Raw genomic sequence first — 14418 nt, 5'->3', positions numbered from 1 at the left:
GGTTCTCCACAGTCCCCTGAACAGGGGAACTTGGGGGTCGGACAGCAGACGTCAGGCTGGATTCAGTGCAGGCGCCGTCACTGCCCCAGGGCGCGCCGGTTCCAGGGCGCCTTCATCAGAACGCGCGCCAATCCGCAAAAGCCCGTGGCACCGGCCACGATCAGGCCGCAGCCCACGAAGGCCGACAGCAGGTGCCACCACGGGGACACCGTGGCGCCGAGCACGGCGCCCAGCAGCGCCAGCCCGCCCGCACCCAGTTGCACCTGGCGCTGCAGCTCCAGCGGCTGGCGGCTGTCGCGCAGCACGGGCAGGCCTTGTGCCTTCCAGGCGTCCAGGCCGCCATCGAGCACATGGCCGGCACAGCCGGGCGGCAAGGCTGCCGCCAGGGCCTGGGCGTTGAGACGCGTGCGGTGGCCGGAGCGGCAGTGAAACACCACGGCGGCGGGCGCGCCGGCCAGGGCTCCCGCCGCCAGGCGGTCCATGGGCAAGCTGCGGGCGCCGCCTATGCGTTCGCGCGCATGTTCGTCCGGCGCGCGGATGTCGATGAGCCAGGCGCCCTGCTCCTGCATCTGGCGGGCGGCTTGTGAGGAGACGGAGGAAAGGGACATGGATCAGCTCCTTGGGAACAGAGGATTTCAGGCGCAGAAGATGCTCTTGAGCGTGGCCACCAGCTTTTGCACATCGGGATTGGCGATGCGGTAGTACAGCGTCTGCGACTCGCGGCGGTAGGCGACCAGACCCTCTTCGCGCATGCGGGCCAGGTGCTGGGACAGGGCCGACTGGCTCAGCGGGATCTGCTGCAGCAATTCGCCCACGGACAGCTCGCCATGCTCGATCAGCAGGCACAGCACCAGCAGGCGGTTCTCGTTGCCCACGGCGCGCAGCAGCGCGGCGGCACGTGCAGCGCCCTGCTGCAAAAAGGCCTGTTCGGGAGAGAGCGTAGGTTCGGTCATGGTTGATCAAGAACAATCTAATTTAGCAAATTCTAATATAATTGCCGACAGGCTGCACACGAGCCATCGAACCAGGAGTGCCTTCATGACATCACCGCTGCGCATTGCACCGTTCTTCGACGCCAACACCCACACCGTGACCTACCTGGCCTGGGACGCGGACACGGCCGAGGCCGCCGTCATCGACCCCGTGCTCGACTACGACCACGCCAGCGGCCAGGCCCACACCGGCTCGGCCGACGCCGTGCTGGACGCTGCGCAGGCCCAGGGCCTGCGAGTGCGCTGGATTCTGGAAACCCATGCCCATGCCGATCACCTCAGCGCAGCCCCGTACCTGCGCGAGCGCACGGGCGCCCCGATTGCCGTGGGCGAGCACATCCGCGAGGTGCAGCGCATCTTCCGCCCTGTCTTCAACCTGCCCGCGTCCGGCGGCGACCAGCCCTTCGACCGGCTGCTGGCCGACGGCGACAGCCTGCCGCTGGGCGGGCTGCGCATCGAGGTGATGCACACGCCCGGCCATACGCCGGCGTGCGTGTCCTACCGCGTCGCGGACGCGGTCTTCGTGGGCGATACGCTGTTCATGCCCGACTACGGCACGGCGCGCGCCGACTTCCCCGGCGGCGACGCGGGCACGCTGTTCCGCTCCATCCAGCGCCTGCTGGCCCTGCCGCCCGCAACGCGATTGTTCATGTGCCATGACTACAAGGCACCGGGCCGCGACCGCCATGCCTGGGAAACCACGGTGGACGCGCAACGCGCCGGCAATGTGCATGTGCACACGGGCGTGGACGAGGCCAGCTTCGTGGCCATGCGCAACCAGCGAGACGCCACGCTGTCCGCGCCCGCCCTGCTGCTGCCCGCCATCCAGGTCAACATGCACGCAGGCCATTGGCCTGCGGCCGAGGCCAATGGCGTGCACTACCTCAAAATCCCGCTGCGCATGAAGCACCGGCCCCGGGCAGCGGACGCAAAGCAGGCGTAGAGTCATCCGCTCCGCCTCCCCCGCGCCTCTTGCGGCAACTTCCAGGACAAAGGACTTTCCATGATCCACAGCGCCCACGCCACCAGCACGGACACCCCCTATCGCGTCACGCTCGGCGACCCCCAAGGCCACCGCTGGCATGTGGACGAGCCCGCGGACAAGGGCGGCGGCGACACGGCGCCCAACCCGCTGCAGCTGCTGCTGTCGGCCCTGGGCGCCTGCACCACGGTCACGCTGCAGATGTACGCGGCGCGCAAGCAGTGGAAGCTGGAGCAGGTGGACGTGCAACTGCGCCTGAACCCCGAAGGCACACCCGCCAGCGGCAACCTGATCGAACGCCAGATCACGCTGCAAGGCACGCTGGACGACGAGCAGCGCCAGCGCCTGCTGCAGGTGGCCGAGGCCTGCCCCGTGCACAAGCTGCTGGCCGGCGAGGTACACATCCAGACCGCGCTGCAGCTGCCGGCCTGAGCGTGCGCCAGGCCACCATGCAAAAAGCCCTGCAGCTGTCAGGCCGCAGGGCTTTTGGGAATGGATGGGGACATGGCCGGCGTCAGGCTTGGCTGACCTCGATCTCCCCGGTATCGACATAGAGCTCGAACTCGCGCTTGGCCAGCGACACGGTGATCGGCTGCTCGTCCTGGGTCCAGGACAGCACATAGCTTCCGATGGCCGTGGCCACCTGCACACGGGTGCCACGCGGAATGTCTTCCAGGGGGCCGTCGCCTACCCGGTGCTGCACATTGCCGGTGACCGTGGCTTCGAACTTCTCGGGGAATCGCTGGACTTCCACGGCGCTCTGGACCGCCTCTTCAGCGGCTTCGGCTTGCGTCTGTACGGATGTATTCATGGCGTTTTCTCCTGTAAGAGTGAGGCCGGCGCCCGCCAAAATGGCGGGCGCCGGTCCGTTCTTCGAATGTAAACAATGTTCCTGAGAACGCGCTGTCAGCGAACAGGCCCAATCGATGCGAGCCGCGTTTGCCTGCTGCGCCGCGCTGCACGACACTGGTGGCTTCCCCCACGAAACAGGCCGATCCGACCATGTCCGACACGTCCCAGCCCCACTCCCAACCCCAGCACCTGCCCACCCGCACCGCCGATGTGGGCGGCATTCCCATCCAGCGCGCCATTCCCCAGCGCGCCCTGCGCAAGGTCGGCGCCTGGTGCTTTCTCGACCACGCCGGTCCTGCCGACCCCGCGCCACCGGGCATGCAGGTCGGCCCGCATCCGCACATCGGCCTGCAGACCTTCACCTGGATGATCCGCGGCGAAGTGCTGCACCGCGACAGCCTGGGCCACACCCAGATCATCCGCCCCGGCCAGGTCAACCTGATGACGGCCGGCCACGGCATCGCCCATTCCGAGGAAAGCCAGACGCCCTCGCACATCCACGCCGCGCAGCTGTGGATTGCGCTGCCCGAGTCGCACCGCAACGGTCCGCCGCGCTTCCAGCACTACCCCGAGCTGCCCAGGACCACGGTGGGCGACTTCACGGCCACGGTGCTGGCCGGCGAAGCGCTGGGCCTGACATCGCCGGCCGAGGTGCACACGCCCCTGATGAGCGTGGACCTGCATGCGGACAGCGCGGGCAATGGCAATGCCGTCGCCACGCTGCCGCTGCGTGCCGATTTCGAGCATGCCGTGCTCAGCCTGGAAGGCAGCGTGAGCGTGAACGGCCAGCCCCTTCCGGTGGAGGAACTGCTCTACCTGCCCCTGGGCACGGCCTCGGTCGCCATCGAGACCACGCCCGGCAGCCGCCTGCTGGTCATTGGCGGCGAGCCCATGGATGAAGCCATCTTGCTGTGGTGGAACTTCGTGGCCCGCACCAGCGAAGAGATCGCCGAGGCCCGCGCGCAATGGGAAGCGGAGGCCGGTCAGGATGCGCAGGCCCTGCCCGCAGGTGCGGCACGCCGCTTCGGGCCGCCGCTGGCATCGCCACTGAAGCCGCTGCATGCGCCTTCGCTGGACGGCGTGGTGCTGCGCGCCTCGCGCTGAACACGCTTGCTGCGGCGATCAACCTGCAGCCATGGCCCTGCCCAACAAAAAGGCGCCCCAATGGGGCGCCTTGCCGTTTGTGTTGCGGGGATTTCGAGGGTCAGGCCGGACTGGCCGCATCCACCTCGGTGCCGTCTTCCACTCCGCGAACGCTCTCGCGGCCGTTCTTGTCCTTGAGCTTGCCCAGGTCGGTCTCCACGGCCCGCTTCAGCTTTTCAATGGCCGCGTTGAAGGCGTCCTTGACCTTTTCAGCCTCGGCGTTCACGGCGATCGGCGGGCGGCCATTGGCCCGGGTCTCCAGAACGCAGCGCTTGCCGGGAGCGCCGGAGGTCTTGAGCGCATCGACGCCGGTGAGGAAAACCTCCACGCGTACCACGTAGTCCTTGAATCTCGCCAGCTTGGCGTTGATCTCTTCCTGCGCCCATTGCGCCAAGGACTCGCCACCCTGGATCGAATCGTCGGCATGAACCTGAACTTGCATGCATATCCTCCTAGTCGCCAAAAGCCGCACCACCGGCGCGGCGGGGTTGTCGGGGCCATTGATGAACTGGCGAATCCATCGTAACGCCATGCGGGCTGCCTGCACAGCAAGTCGCACCCTGCGTCGTCAGGTTTTTCGCGCTGCAGCATCCGCAGCCCCAACCCCTGCCTACAGGCTACACCCGCAGGCGGGGCGCCTGCACGAATGGACCGAAAAAGCTTGAGATGCCTCAAGACAACTCTTGCATTCACCTACACCTATTTGCAGTGATGGCCCTGCGCCGGTCGCTGGCGTTCAACCCCTTCCTACAGGTCGCAGGCACGATTGGGCTTACAACGTGACCATCAGGACTTTCCCCTTGCCCACCACCCCATGAGCCCACTTGCCTCACGCCGCCTCAAGATCGGCCTTTCGGCCTGTTTCTCCCATGCGGACCCGCAGCGTCCGCTTTTCACGGGCAAGACGCTGCAGTACGTGGAGCAATCGATAGCGCACTGGATCATGTCGGCCGGCGCCATGGTGGTGATGGTGCCCTGCCCCACAGGCGAGACCGCGCGCGGCGACGTGACGCTGGAGCACTATGCCGAGTGGCTGGACGGCGTGGTCATGCACGGCGGCGCCGATGTCTGGCCCGGCAGCTATGGCGAGGAACCCATGCGCCCTGAATGGCTGGGCGACCGCGTGCGCGACCTCTACGACCTGGCCGTGGTCGAGGCGTTTTCCCAGGCCGGCAAGCCCATCTTCGGCGTCTGCCGCGGTCTGCAGCTGATCAACGTGGCCTTCGGCGGAACGCTCTACCAGGACATCGAGACCCAGGTGCCCGGCTCGCAGCTGCACCGCAATCCCACCGAGTACGACCGCCACTACCACGACATCGCCATCGTGCCCGGCAGCCGGCTGGAGGCGCTGTACCCCACGCTGGACCGCGCACGCGTGAACAGCATCCACCACCAGGGCATCAAGGACGTGGCGCCCGAGTTCGATGTGGAGGCGTGGAGCCTGCCAGACCGCATTCCCGAGGCCATCTTCCGCAAGCCCGGCACGCTCAAGAGCTATATCGCGGCCACGCAGTGGCACCCCGAATTCCAGTTCCGCAACCCGGACACCAGCACGCTGGATGACAGCGTGCTGCTGCGCGACTTCCTGGCCGCCTGCTCACGCGCCCGCGTGAGCCCGGCCGTGAGCCACAGCCCCTTCCAGATCCGCAACCGCGCCGCGCGCCTGCTGCGCCGCGCCTTGCTTCGCAGGCATTGACGGCCCGGCGCCGCCAAGCGCCTGCGCCACCACCTGCTGCAACTGCCCGCGCAGCCACGCATGGGCGGGATCGGCCTGGTGGCGCGTGTGCCAGATCATGAACATGGGCAGCGGCGGACAGTCCACGGGCACGGCAAAGCTGGCCAGCGATGACAGGGCCGTGCGGCCCAGCAGCGACGGCGCCGTCGCCAGCAGCGGCGTGCCGCGCACAAAGGCGGCCAGCGCCGCAAAGCCCGGCACGCGCACAGCAAAGCGGCGCTCCAGCCCGCGCGCCTGCAGTTGCAGGTCCAGGTCCAGCGCCTGGCGGTCGGCATAGGCCACGGTGGCGTGGTCGCCCTGCAGATAGTCGGCCAAGCTGACCGGCGGCTGTCGCACGGCGCTGTCATAGAAGACTGCGTACTCATCGCTGAACAAGCGCTTTTGCACGATGTCTGTGGCATCGGGCGGGCGCGGGCTGATGGCCAGCAGGCAGGCGTCCGAGCGCAGCAGTTCGGCATCCGGCGCGCCGCTGTCGATCACGCGCAGCATGGCTGCGGGCGCTTGCGTGCGCAGGCGCCGGGCCAGCGCGGGCAGCAGCAACTCGCGCTGCAGGTCGTTGGCGGCAATGGTGATCTCGGCACGCCAGTGCGCGGGGTCAAAGCTGGGCCCCTGGCCGAACTGCTGCATTTGCCGCAGCAGCTCGCGCGCCGGGTCCTGCAGCGCCAGTGCATGGGCCGTGGGCGCAATGCCCCGCCCCTGCCGCACGAACAATCGGTCGCCCGTGATGGCGCGCAGCTTGTCCAGCAGATGGCTGACGGCCGATTGCGTCACGCCCAGGCGCTGCGCCGCCGCCGTGACGCTGCCGGTCTCCAGCACGGCCAACAGCAGTTGCAGCAGCCTGCCATCGAGCTGCGATCCATCGATTTTTCTCATGCATTCCATGATTGGCCGCCGCTTTATCTTTGGCAACGCGGGCCGGACACTGCCGCTGATCCAACGCAAATACCGGAGACAAAACATGGCCGATCAGCCGCAGATTCCCGGCACCACCCTGTTCGATGGCAGGCAGGCCCGCAAGGGCTACGCGCTCAACAGCATGTGCTTTTCCTTCAACGAGCTGGCCAACCGCCAGGCCTTCCTGGCCGACGAGGAGGCCTATATGCGCAGCTACGGCCTGAACCAGGAGCAGGCCGATGCCGTGCGCGCGCGCAACGTGCTGCAGATGATCGCGGCCGGCGGCAACGCCTACTACCTGGCCAAGCTGGCCGGCATCTTCCACCTGGACATGCAGGACATAGGCGCCCAGCAGACCGGCATGACCAAGGCCGAATTCCAGGCCCTGCTGCGCTCGCACGCCTGAGCCCCGCCGCCGACCACACGCAAGACACAGCACAGGAGACACCCACCATGGCACATCTCATCGGCGGCCTCGGCACCTCGCACATTCCCGCCATCGGCAACGCCATCCACAAGGGCCTGCAGAACGAGCCCTACTGGAAGCCCTTCTTCGACGGCTTCCCGCCCATCCGCGAATGGCTGGCCGCCCAGCGCCCCGACGTGGTGGTGATGTTCTACAACGACCACGGCCTGAACTTCTTCCTCGACAAGATGCCCACCTTCGCCGTGGGCGCGGCCGAGCGCTACTGCAACGCCGACGAAGGCTGGGGCATTCCCACGCTGGCACCGCTGCGCGGCCACGCGGAGCTGTCATGGCACCTGATCGAGTCCCTGGTGGGCGAGGATTTCGACGTGGTCAGCTGCCAGGAAATGCTGGTGGACCACGCCTGCACGCTGCCGCTCAAGCTGTTCTGGCCCGAGGGCGACTGCCCTGTGGCCGTCGTGCCGGTGTGCATCAACACCGTGCAGTTCCCGCTGCCCTCGGCGCGCCGCTGCTATGCGCTGGGCCAGGCCGTGGGCCGGGCCATCGCGCGCTGGAACAGCGACCAGCGCGTGGCCGTCATTGCCTCAGGAGGCCTGTCGCACCAGCTCGATGGCGAGCGCGCGGGCTTCATCAACAAGGCCTTCGACCTGCAGTTCCTTGAAAGCATGGCCACCAATCCCGAATGGGCCACGCAGTTCAGCGTGCATGAACTGGTGGAAAAGACCGGCACCCAGGGCGTGGAACTGCTGATGTGGCTGGCCATGCGCGGCGCCCTGTCCGCGGCTGCGCCCGGCGTGCGCCGCGTGCACGGCAACTACCACATACCGATTTCCAACACCGCCACGGCGCTGCTGGCGCTGGAGGCGGTCTAGTCGGAAAACACAAAGGCCGCCGGGCATGCCAGGCGGCCTTTGTGTTTTGCGGGGCCGTGCGGACCGGGTGTATCCCGGCCCTGCCTCTCAATGGTGGTGACCGTGGCCGCCGTGCACGTGGCGGTGCTCGATTTCCTCGGGCTTGGCCGCGCGCACTTCGGTGACCTTGCAGGCAAAGTGCAGCGCCATGCCGGCTAGCGGGTGGTTGCCGTCCAGCAGCACCACGGGGCCCTTGATCTTGACCACGTGGTAGATCTGGGGCTGGCCCTGGTCATCGGTGCCGCGCAGCTGGCCGCCGACCTTCACGCCGGGCGGGAACTCGCCCTTGGGAATGGTGCGAGTCAGGCTCTCGTCGCGCGCGCCGAAGGCGTCTTCCACGGCCAGGTCCACGGTCAGCGTGTCGCCCACGGCCTTGCCGTCCAGGGCGGCTTCCACCTTGGCGAAGATGTTGTCGTAGCCGCCGTGCAGATAGGCCACGTCGCCCTTGTCGAGCAGTTTGCCCAGCTTGTCGGTGATCTTGTAGTTGATGGTGACGGCGGTGTCTTTGGTGATGTTCATGGCAAAGGCCTTGGAAAACCGCAGCGCAGAAGGCGCGCCGCGCAAAGCTGCCATTGTCGGCGACCTGGGGCATTCCAGCGTCGCGGCCGTGGGTTCACCGGCCGCCCAACCTCAAGCCAGGCACTCGCGCGCGCATTCGAGCAGGCTGCGCGCCCAGCGCGCGCGGGCCGAGGTGTTGAGCCACAGCAGGCCGACCTTGCGCGCATCGGCGGGGCGGGAGCCGGCGCCGTCCGCAGCGGCGCCGTGCTCGGGCAGCGCCAGCACGCGCACGTCACGGCCCTGGGAGAGCACGGGGCCGATGTCGGGCACCAGGCCCACGCCCAGGCCCTGGTCCACCATCATGGCCACGGCCAGCACCGAGTTCAGCTCCATGCGCTCCAGCGGCGCAATGCCCTGGGAGCGCAGATAGCGGTCGGCCAGCCGGCCACCGGCCAGGGAGCGGTCGTAGCGCACCAGGGGCCGGGTGCGCAGCAGGGCCAGCGGGTCCTGCTGCGCGTCGCGGGCGCGGCACAGCACGACCAAAGGCTCCTGGCGCAACTCGGCCCAGCACACGGTCTTGGGCAGGTCGAACGAAGGTTGCAGGCAGATCAGCACGTCCAGCTCGGACTGGACCAGGGCCGTGTACAGCTCGGGCGTAAGGCCGGCACGCACGCTGATGCGCACCTCGGCGTGGCGCGCCACGAAGGCCCGCATCACGGCGGGCACAAAGCCGTGCAGCGCCGTGTTCACGGTGCCCAGCCGCAGCTCGCCGCCGTCCGCGTCCGAGGCCACCCATTCGCGCAGGCCCTCGAAGTCCTGCAGCAACTGGCGGCCGCGCTCGAACAGCCGCTCGCCCGCCTCGGTGGCGCGCACGCTGCGGCCATGGCGCACCAGCAGCGGCGCACCCAGCTCGCCCTCCAGCACGCGCATCTGCTGGGCAATGGCCGAGGGGCTCAGGTCCAACTGGCGAGCGGCTTCGGACATGGAGCCGGCGTCCACCACTCTCAAGAAATTGTGTATGTATTTCACGTCCATTTCACACATTTTCTTGAATCACAACGCAGATGCAACTGCTGTTTTCCCAGGCTGCGCTGCACCACACTGCGTGACAACGACTATTTCAGGAGACAGACGCATGGATTCCCGGCCCACCTCTCAAACCGCTCAAACCGCTCAGACCTCTTTGCCGCGCCGGATGTGGCTGTCCACCGCCGCCGCCGCGCTGGCCGCCTGTGCGCTGCCGGCCTGGGCCCAGAAGCGCGGCAGCCGCCTGGTGGTGCCGTTTGCGCCGGGCGGCGGCAACGATGTGTTCGCGCGGCAGATGGCGCATGGCCTCAACGAGTCCTTCGGCTACGGGATGATCGTGGAGAACAAGGCCGGCGCGGGGGGCAACCTGGGCACGGAAGCCGTGGTGCGTGCGGCGGGCGACGGCAGCACCTGGCTGCTGGGCCACACGGGCACGGTGTCCATCAATCCCTCGCTGTATCCGGGCCTCAAGTTCAATGCAGCCACCGATCTGCAGCCAGTGGCCATGTTCGCCTCGTCGGCCCTGCTGCTGGTCGTGCCGGCTTCCTCGCCCGCGCGCAGCGTGGCCGATCTGGCCGAGCAGATGCGCAAGCGCAGCGGCGAGATGAACTACGCCTCCAGCGGCTCGGGCACGGGCGGCCACCTGACGGGCGAGATGTTCGCCCACGCGCTGGGCGCCAAGGCCATCCACGTGCCGTACAAAGGCACGGCCCCGTCGCTGACCGACCTGGTGGGCGGCAATGTGGACTTCAGCTTTGGCGTGATTCCCGCGGCCATGGCCCTGGTGAAGGCCGGCAAGCTGCGCGCCCTGGCCGTGACCGGCGCCAAACGCCAGCCCCAGCTGCCCGACGTGCCCACGGTGGCCGAGTCCGGCGTGCGTGCGCTGGCCGACTTCGAGAGCTCGCTGACCTACGGCATCCTCGCGCCCAGGGGCACGCCTGCCGAGACGGTGCGCGCGCTGGGACGCGACATCCTCAAGGTGGGGTCTGCCGAGTCCTTCCAGTCGCGCCTGGGCATCGAGGGCGCCGTGCCGCTGCTGGGCGATGGCGCACAGTACGCGGCCCGCATCCAGGTGGAGAGCGCCAAGTGGGCCGCCGTGATCAAGGCCTCGGGCGCCACGGCCTGAGACCGGCAAGGACAGCATGTCATTGGTGAAGGACTATCTGGGCCCCGCCGACAGCGGCCACTGGTTTGCAGACGCGCGCTGGCTGCAGGCGCTGCTGCGCTTCGAGAGCGCGCTGGCCCAGGCCCAGGCCGACTGCGGCCTGGTGCCCCGCCCGGCCGCCGAGGCCATTGCGCGCGCCTGCGCGCAGGCGCCGCTCACGTGCGAAGGCGTGGTGGAGCAGGCGCGTGCCAGCGGCGCGCTGGGTCTGGCTGTGGTGCGGCCGCTGCAGCAGTGGCTGCAGGCCCACGCCCCCGAAGGCCTGCCCTGGCTGCACTGGGGCGCGACCACGCAGGACGCCGTGGACACAGCGCAGGCCCTGCTCACGCAGCAGGCCCTGCAGGCGCTGCTGGCCGAGCTGGACGCGCTGCAGTCCGCACTGCAGGCCCTGGCCCGCACGCATGCGGCCACGCCCATGCTGGCGCGCAGCCTGCTGCAGCCCGCGCAGATCACCAGCTTCGGCTTCAAGTGCGCGCAGTCGGCTGCTGCCGTGGGCCGCAGCATCGAACAGTTTGAAAGGCTTGCCACCGCTGCGCTGTGCGTGCAATTGGGCGGCGCCGTGGGCAATGGCGCCGTGCTGGGAAGCCACCGTGCCGAGGTAGAGCAGGCACTGGCCCGGCGCCTGGGCCTGTCGGCCTGCGGCCACAGCTGGCATACCCAGCGCGACGACTGGATGCGCCTGGCCATGGAGGCCGCCGTATGCGGCGGCAGCCTGGCCAAGCTGGCCAAGGACTGGTCGCTGATGGCGCAGTACGAGGTGGGCGAGGTCAGCGAGGCGCCGCGCGGCAGCACCTCGAGCGCCATGCCGCACAAGCGCAATCCCGTGCACCTGATGCAGGCGGTGGCACAGGCCCAGGCCGTGCCCCCGCTCGCGGCCCTGCTGCTGGGCTGCATGGCCCAGGCCCATGAGCGCGCGCTGGGCGAGTGGCAGGCCGAGGTCGCCCACTGGCCCGACCTGTGGCGCCATGTGCATGGCGCCGCCGCCGCATTGCGCCAGGCCGCGCAGTCGCTGCAGGTGCATCCGCAGCGCATGCTGGGCCATGTGCGGGGCCTGCACGGACTGGTGTTTTCAGAGGCCTGCGTGCACGCCATGGCGCCCTGGACAGGCAAGCCCGAGGCCCTGGCCGCCGTGGAACTGCTGGCCCCGCAGGCGCTGGAGCAGGGGCGCGAGCTGCGCCTGCTGCTGGCCGAATGGGCCGCGCCCCGGCTGGACGCAGCGGCCCTGCAGGCGCTGCAAGATGCGCTGGCCCGGGCCTGCGACCCGGCCCGCGCCGTGCAAGCATCGCATGATGCATGCCTGGCGCTGCTGGCAGCGCCGCAGATCCATGCCAATGCCCATTCCCATGCTTGACACAGGAACCCCCGCCATGACCGAATCTTCCGCCGACGCCCTGCAGCGCGGCCTTGCCAACCGCCGCCGCGTGCTGGGCGATGAATGGGTGGACCAATCCGTGGCGCGCGCCAACGAACTGAATGTGGAGTTCCAGCGCATGATCACGGCCTATGCCTGGGACGGCATCTGGAGCCGCCCCGGCCTGGAGCGCCGCACGCGCCGCATCATGGTGCTGGCCATCACGGCCTCCATGGGCCGCTGGGAAGAGTTCGAGCTGCACATCCGCACGGGCCTTCTGGCCGACCCGGCCGATGCCGAGGCCGCGCCGCTGGATCTGGACACCATCCGCGAAGTGCTGCTGCAGACCGCCGTCTATGCCGGCGTGCCCGCAGGCAACACCGGCATGGCCATCACGCTGAAGATCCTCAAGGAGCTGGGGCGCACGCCCGCGCCGGCCAGCTTTCATCCGCCCGCAGACACGGCCTGAACGGACTCAGGCGGCCGGAGGCTGCTCTTCGGCCGCAGCGCCCGGATAGCGCGCAAAGCGCCGGTTCTCTGCGCCATGCACCGGGTCCTGCTCGGCCCAGGGCCACCCGCCGAACTGGGTGCGCCGGTAGTCCTGCATGGCCTGCATGATTTCCTGCTGCGTGTTCATCACGAAGGGGCCGTACTGCGCCACGCTCTCGCCAATGGGGCGACCCTGCAGCACCAGGCATTCCACGGCGTCGGCGCCGCTGTTGTGCAGCTCCCAGTCCTGCGTGGCATCCACATGCAGGGCCGCATGCTGGGCCAGCGCCGTGGGCCCGACCTGCAGTGCCTGGCCCGCAAAGAAATACAGCATGCGCTGCGTGTCCGCACCGGCTGCGCGCGGCAGCGTCCAGCGCGCACCAGGCTCCAGGCGCAGTGTCCAGATGGCCACGTCGCCCTCGGGTTGCGAGGCCCAGGATTCGGGCGGCGGCGGCAGGGCGGCCGCCGTGCCGGGCAGGCTGCCTGCCACCACCGTGACCACGGTCCTGCGGCCTGCGGCGTCTGCGTGCTCCAGGCGCGGAATGCGCTCATTCCAGAACATGGTGAAGTGCGGCTCCACCATCTTGGAGCGCGCAGGCAGGTTCAGCCAGATCTGGAACAGCTCCAGCGGATTGGGCGCGTCGCTGTTGAGCAGCGGGAACATCTCCGAATGCTGGATTCCCTTGCCGGCCGTCAGCCACTGCACGTCGCCGCCGCCAAAGCGCGCGGCCGCGCCCAGCGAATCGGAGTGGTCGATCAGGCCCTTGCGCACCAGGGTCACGGTCTCGAAGCCGCGGTGCGGATGGCCGGGAAAGCCCGGCACGCCATCGCCGTGGTACATGGAAAAACCGTCCTTGCGGCTGAAGTCGCTGCCCATCTGGCGGCCCTCCAGGTCCACGGCCTGCACGCCCAGGCGGCCATCGCTGGGCGGATAGGCATCGTCATGGTGGGCACAGAACAGGAAAGGGTCCATGGTGGGCCACAGCGGGCCCAGCGGCTGGCTCTGGAGGACGGGGGTGGTGGCTGCGGTCATCGTGGCTCCTGTGAGGCTGCGCCCGCAAGAAAAAAGGGGGCGCTGCATTCTCGGACAGATGCGGCCCCCGCGCCCGTTTTGAAAGCCACCATGGCTGGGACAGTGCGGCCCAGGAATGCAACGCCCGCCGGGTCAGTTGCGCGGCGGCGTCACCAGACCCTTTTGCACGGCCGGGCGCGCCACGAAGGCGGCCAGCACGCGCTGCAGCTCGGGAAAGCGCTCCCAGCCCAGCAGTTCGGCCGCGTTGTAGCCCTGCTCCACCACCATGTTGCGCACCCAGGGCCACAGGGCGATGTCGGCAATGGTGAACTGCTCGCCCATCACCCAGGCGCGGCCTGCGAGGCGGCGCTCCAGCACACCCAGCAGGCGCACGGACTCGTTCACGTAGCGGTCGCGCGGGCGCTTGTCCTCGAAGTCCTTGCCCGCGAATTTGTGGAAGAACCCCAGCTGGCCGAACATGGGGCCGACGCCACCCATCTGGAACATCAGCCACTGCAGCGTTTCATAGTGCGCGGCCGGGTCGGCGGGCAGCAGCGGGCTGCCGGTCTTCTCGGCCAGGTAGACCAGGATGGCGCCCGACTCGAACAGCGCCAGCGGCTTCCCGCCCGGGCCTTGCGGGTCCAGGATGGCCGGGATCTTGTTGTTGGGAAAGGTGTCCACGAACTCGGGCGAGAGCTGGTCATTGCTCTCGAAGCCCACGCGGTGCGCCTCATACGGCAGGCCCATCTCCTCCAGAGCGATCGACACCTTGACGCCGTTGGGCGTGGGCAGGGAATACAGCTGGATGCGGTCCGGCTGCGTGGCCGGCCACTTGCGCGTGACGGAAAAGGCGGAAAGCGGATTCTGTGAAGTCATGGGGCACCTTGAAGGCTGGACGGGTTCGCCAAGAAATCGATGGCCGCTGCATCGTAACGTTCGGCGCC

Annotated in this window: 18 protein-coding genes; 9 read left to right on the top strand and 9 right to left on the bottom strand. The window is 68.6% G+C overall.

All coding sequences use genetic code 11. From position 1 onward, the window contains the following. Positions 1 to 77: 77 nt before the first annotated feature. Both LGR64_RS22370 and LGR64_RS22365 read right to left on the bottom strand, forming a co-directional pair. Entirely contained in the window at positions 78 to 608 is a 531-nt protein-coding gene (locus LGR64_RS22370; protein ID WP_088165822.1) for a rhodanese family protein, read from the bottom strand. Between the two features lie 27 nt (positions 609 to 635). After that, on the bottom strand, positions 636 to 953 hold the full coding sequence (locus LGR64_RS22365; protein WP_071954143.1) for an ArsR/SmtB family transcription factor: 318 nt from the start codon (positions 951 to 953) through the stop codon (positions 636 to 638). An 85-nt stretch (positions 954 to 1038) separates the two neighbouring features. Here LGR64_RS22365 and LGR64_RS22360 point away from each other — a divergent pair, with 85 nt between their 5' ends. Both LGR64_RS22360 and LGR64_RS22355 read left to right on the top strand, forming a co-directional pair. Next, positions 1039 to 1935 carry an MBL fold metallo-hydrolase gene (locus LGR64_RS22360; RefSeq protein ID WP_043825410.1) on the top strand — a complete coding sequence of 299 codons (897 nt, stop codon included), beginning with the start codon at positions 1039 to 1041 and terminating at the stop codon, positions 1933 to 1935. Positions 1936 to 1995: 60 nt separating this feature from the next. Beyond that, positions 1996 to 2406, top strand: a complete 411-nt coding sequence (locus tag LGR64_RS22355) for an OsmC family protein (RefSeq protein ID WP_141830795.1) — start codon at positions 1996 to 1998, stop codon at positions 2404 to 2406. An 82-nt stretch (positions 2407 to 2488) separates the two neighbouring features. Here the strand turns inward: LGR64_RS22355 and LGR64_RS22350 are convergent, their stop codons facing one another. Next, complete coding sequence (locus LGR64_RS22350) at positions 2489 to 2785, bottom strand: hypothetical protein (protein WP_012202852.1); 297 nt, start codon at positions 2783 to 2785, stop codon at positions 2489 to 2491. Positions 2786 to 2976: 191 nt separating this feature from the next. On the opposite strand from LGR64_RS22350, the gene LGR64_RS22345 reads away from it, so the two are divergent. Beyond that, positions 2977 to 3930: a pirin family protein gene (locus tag LGR64_RS22345; protein WP_097204096.1), complete on the top strand. Its 954-nt coding sequence runs from the start codon at positions 2977 to 2979 to the stop codon at positions 3928 to 3930. Positions 3931 to 4030: 100 nt separating this feature from the next. On the opposite strand, the gene LGR64_RS22340 is transcribed toward LGR64_RS22345, so the two are convergent. Next, positions 4031 to 4411, bottom strand: a complete 381-nt coding sequence (locus tag LGR64_RS22340) for an HPF/RaiA family ribosome-associated protein (RefSeq protein WP_012202850.1) — start codon at positions 4409 to 4411, stop codon at positions 4031 to 4033. Between the two features lie 372 nt (positions 4412 to 4783). Between LGR64_RS22340 and LGR64_RS22335 the strand changes: the two genes are divergently transcribed. Beyond that, positions 4784 to 5665, top strand: a complete 882-nt coding sequence (locus LGR64_RS22335; protein ID WP_012202849.1) for a gamma-glutamyl-gamma-aminobutyrate hydrolase family protein — start codon at positions 4784 to 4786, stop codon at positions 5663 to 5665. Here LGR64_RS22335 and LGR64_RS22330 read toward each other — a convergent pair. Next, on the bottom strand, positions 5567 to 6586 hold the full coding sequence (locus LGR64_RS22330; RefSeq protein WP_141830797.1) for a LysR family transcriptional regulator: 1020 nt from the start codon (positions 6584 to 6586) through the stop codon (positions 5567 to 5569). The genes LGR64_RS22335 and LGR64_RS22330 overlap by 99 nt on opposite strands. A gap of 76 nt (positions 6587 to 6662) precedes the next feature. Here LGR64_RS22330 and LGR64_RS22325 point away from each other — a divergent pair, with 76 nt between their 5' ends. Together LGR64_RS22325 and LGR64_RS22320 are read left to right on the top strand one after the other, a co-directional pair. Then, positions 6663 to 7004 carry a protocatechuate 4,5-dioxygenase subunit alpha gene (locus tag LGR64_RS22325; protein WP_012202847.1) on the top strand — a complete coding sequence of 114 codons (342 nt, stop codon included), beginning with the start codon at positions 6663 to 6665 and terminating at the stop codon, positions 7002 to 7004. A gap of 47 nt (positions 7005 to 7051) precedes the next feature. Continuing rightward, entirely contained in the window at positions 7052 to 7897 is an 846-nt protein-coding gene (locus tag LGR64_RS22320) for a class III extradiol dioxygenase family protein (protein WP_047474107.1), read from the top strand. A gap of 87 nt (positions 7898 to 7984) precedes the next feature. On the opposite strand, the gene LGR64_RS22315 is transcribed toward LGR64_RS22320, so the two are convergent. Continuing rightward, complete coding sequence (locus LGR64_RS22315; RefSeq protein WP_034399899.1) at positions 7985 to 8455, bottom strand: FKBP-type peptidyl-prolyl cis-trans isomerase; 471 nt, start codon at positions 8453 to 8455, stop codon at positions 7985 to 7987. 111 nt (positions 8456 to 8566) lie between these two features. Further along, positions 8567 to 9469, bottom strand: coding sequence for a LysR family transcriptional regulator (locus tag LGR64_RS22310; RefSeq protein WP_141830801.1), 903 nt, complete (start codon positions 9467 to 9469; stop codon positions 8567 to 8569). Between the two features lie 100 nt (positions 9470 to 9569). Here LGR64_RS22310 and LGR64_RS22305 point away from each other — a divergent pair, with 100 nt between their 5' ends. Genes LGR64_RS22305 through LGR64_RS22295 form a run of 3 tightly spaced genes read left to right on the top strand, consistent with a single transcriptional unit; the run spans position 9570 to position 12442 of the window. Further along, positions 9570 to 10586, top strand: a complete 1017-nt coding sequence (locus LGR64_RS22305) for a Bug family tripartite tricarboxylate transporter substrate binding protein (RefSeq protein ID WP_141830804.1) — start codon at positions 9570 to 9572, stop codon at positions 10584 to 10586. Positions 10587 to 10602: 16 nt separating this feature from the next. Further along, a complete protein-coding gene (locus LGR64_RS22300; RefSeq protein ID WP_141830806.1) occupies positions 10603 to 11973 on the top strand; it encodes a lyase family protein in 1371 nt (456 codons plus the stop codon). A gap of 16 nt (positions 11974 to 11989) precedes the next feature. Next, entirely contained in the window at positions 11990 to 12442 is a 453-nt protein-coding gene (locus LGR64_RS22295) for a carboxymuconolactone decarboxylase family protein (protein WP_088165816.1), read from the top strand. A 6-nt stretch (positions 12443 to 12448) separates the two neighbouring features. On the opposite strand, the gene LGR64_RS22290 is transcribed toward LGR64_RS22295, so the two are convergent. Then, positions 12449 to 13495 carry a pirin family protein gene (locus LGR64_RS22290; protein ID WP_012202840.1) on the bottom strand — a complete coding sequence of 349 codons (1047 nt, stop codon included), beginning with the start codon at positions 13493 to 13495 and terminating at the stop codon, positions 12449 to 12451. A 132-nt stretch (positions 13496 to 13627) separates the two neighbouring features. After that, positions 13628 to 14350 carry a glutathione S-transferase C-terminal domain-containing protein gene (locus LGR64_RS22285; RefSeq protein WP_230357028.1) on the bottom strand — a complete coding sequence of 241 codons (723 nt, stop codon included), beginning with the start codon at positions 14348 to 14350 and terminating at the stop codon, positions 13628 to 13630. Positions 14351 to 14418 lie beyond the last annotated feature (68 nt).

It is taken from the genome of Delftia sp. Lp-1 (assembly GCF_020523835.1).
In the GTDB taxonomy this organism is placed as follows: Bacteria; Pseudomonadota; Gammaproteobacteria; order Burkholderiales; family Burkholderiaceae_C; genus Comamonas; species Comamonas acidovorans.
This window is presented reverse-complemented; position numbering and strand designations above follow the sequence as displayed.

What these genes read in the sequence shown, in the direction of transcription:
- LGR64_RS22350 (WP_012202852.1), bottom strand. Translation starts at nt 2,785, where the DNA reads ATGAATACATCCGTACAGACGCAAGCCGAAGCCGCTGAAGAGGCGGTC.
- LGR64_RS22320 (WP_047474107.1), top strand. Translation starts at nt 7,052, where the DNA reads ATGGCACATCTCATCGGCGGCCTCGGCACCTCGCACATTCCCGCCATC.
- LGR64_RS22285 (WP_230357028.1), bottom strand. Translation starts at nt 14,350, where the DNA reads ATGACTTCACAGAATCCGCTTTCCGCCTTTTCCGTCACGCGCAAGTGG.
- LGR64_RS22360 (WP_043825410.1), top strand. Translation starts at nt 1,039, where the DNA reads ATGACATCACCGCTGCGCATTGCACCGTTCTTCGACGCCAACACCCAC.
- LGR64_RS22345 (WP_097204096.1), top strand. Translation starts at nt 2,977, where the DNA reads ATGTCCGACACGTCCCAGCCCCACTCCCAACCCCAGCACCTGCCCACC.
- LGR64_RS22365 (WP_071954143.1), bottom strand. Translation starts at nt 953, where the DNA reads ATGACCGAACCTACGCTCTCTCCCGAACAGGCCTTTTTGCAGCAGGGC.
- LGR64_RS22305 (WP_141830804.1), top strand. Translation starts at nt 9,570, where the DNA reads ATGGATTCCCGGCCCACCTCTCAAACCGCTCAAACCGCTCAGACCTCT.
- LGR64_RS22315 (WP_034399899.1), bottom strand. Translation starts at nt 8,455, where the DNA reads ATGAACATCACCAAAGACACCGCCGTCACCATCAACTACAAGATCACC.
- LGR64_RS22355 (WP_141830795.1), top strand. Translation starts at nt 1,996, where the DNA reads ATGATCCACAGCGCCCACGCCACCAGCACGGACACCCCCTATCGCGTC.
- LGR64_RS22300 (WP_141830806.1), top strand. Translation starts at nt 10,603, where the DNA reads ATGTCATTGGTGAAGGACTATCTGGGCCCCGCCGACAGCGGCCACTGG.
- LGR64_RS22295 (WP_088165816.1), top strand. Translation starts at nt 11,990, where the DNA reads ATGACCGAATCTTCCGCCGACGCCCTGCAGCGCGGCCTTGCCAACCGC.
- LGR64_RS22340 (WP_012202850.1), bottom strand. Translation starts at nt 4,411, where the DNA reads ATGCAAGTTCAGGTTCATGCCGACGATTCGATCCAGGGTGGCGAGTCC.
- LGR64_RS22290 (WP_012202840.1), bottom strand. Translation starts at nt 13,495, where the DNA reads ATGACCGCAGCCACCACCCCCGTCCTCCAGAGCCAGCCGCTGGGCCCG.
- LGR64_RS22325 (WP_012202847.1), top strand. Translation starts at nt 6,663, where the DNA reads ATGGCCGATCAGCCGCAGATTCCCGGCACCACCCTGTTCGATGGCAGG.
- LGR64_RS22335 (WP_012202849.1), top strand. Translation starts at nt 4,784, where the DNA reads ATGAGCCCACTTGCCTCACGCCGCCTCAAGATCGGCCTTTCGGCCTGT.
- LGR64_RS22310 (WP_141830801.1), bottom strand. Translation starts at nt 9,469, where the DNA reads ATGGACGTGAAATACATACACAATTTCTTGAGAGTGGTGGACGCCGGC.
- LGR64_RS22370 (WP_088165822.1), bottom strand. Translation starts at nt 608, where the DNA reads ATGTCCCTTTCCTCCGTCTCCTCACAAGCCGCCCGCCAGATGCAGGAG.
- LGR64_RS22330 (WP_141830797.1), bottom strand. Translation starts at nt 6,586, where the DNA reads ATGGAATGCATGAGAAAAATCGATGGATCGCAGCTCGATGGCAGGCTG.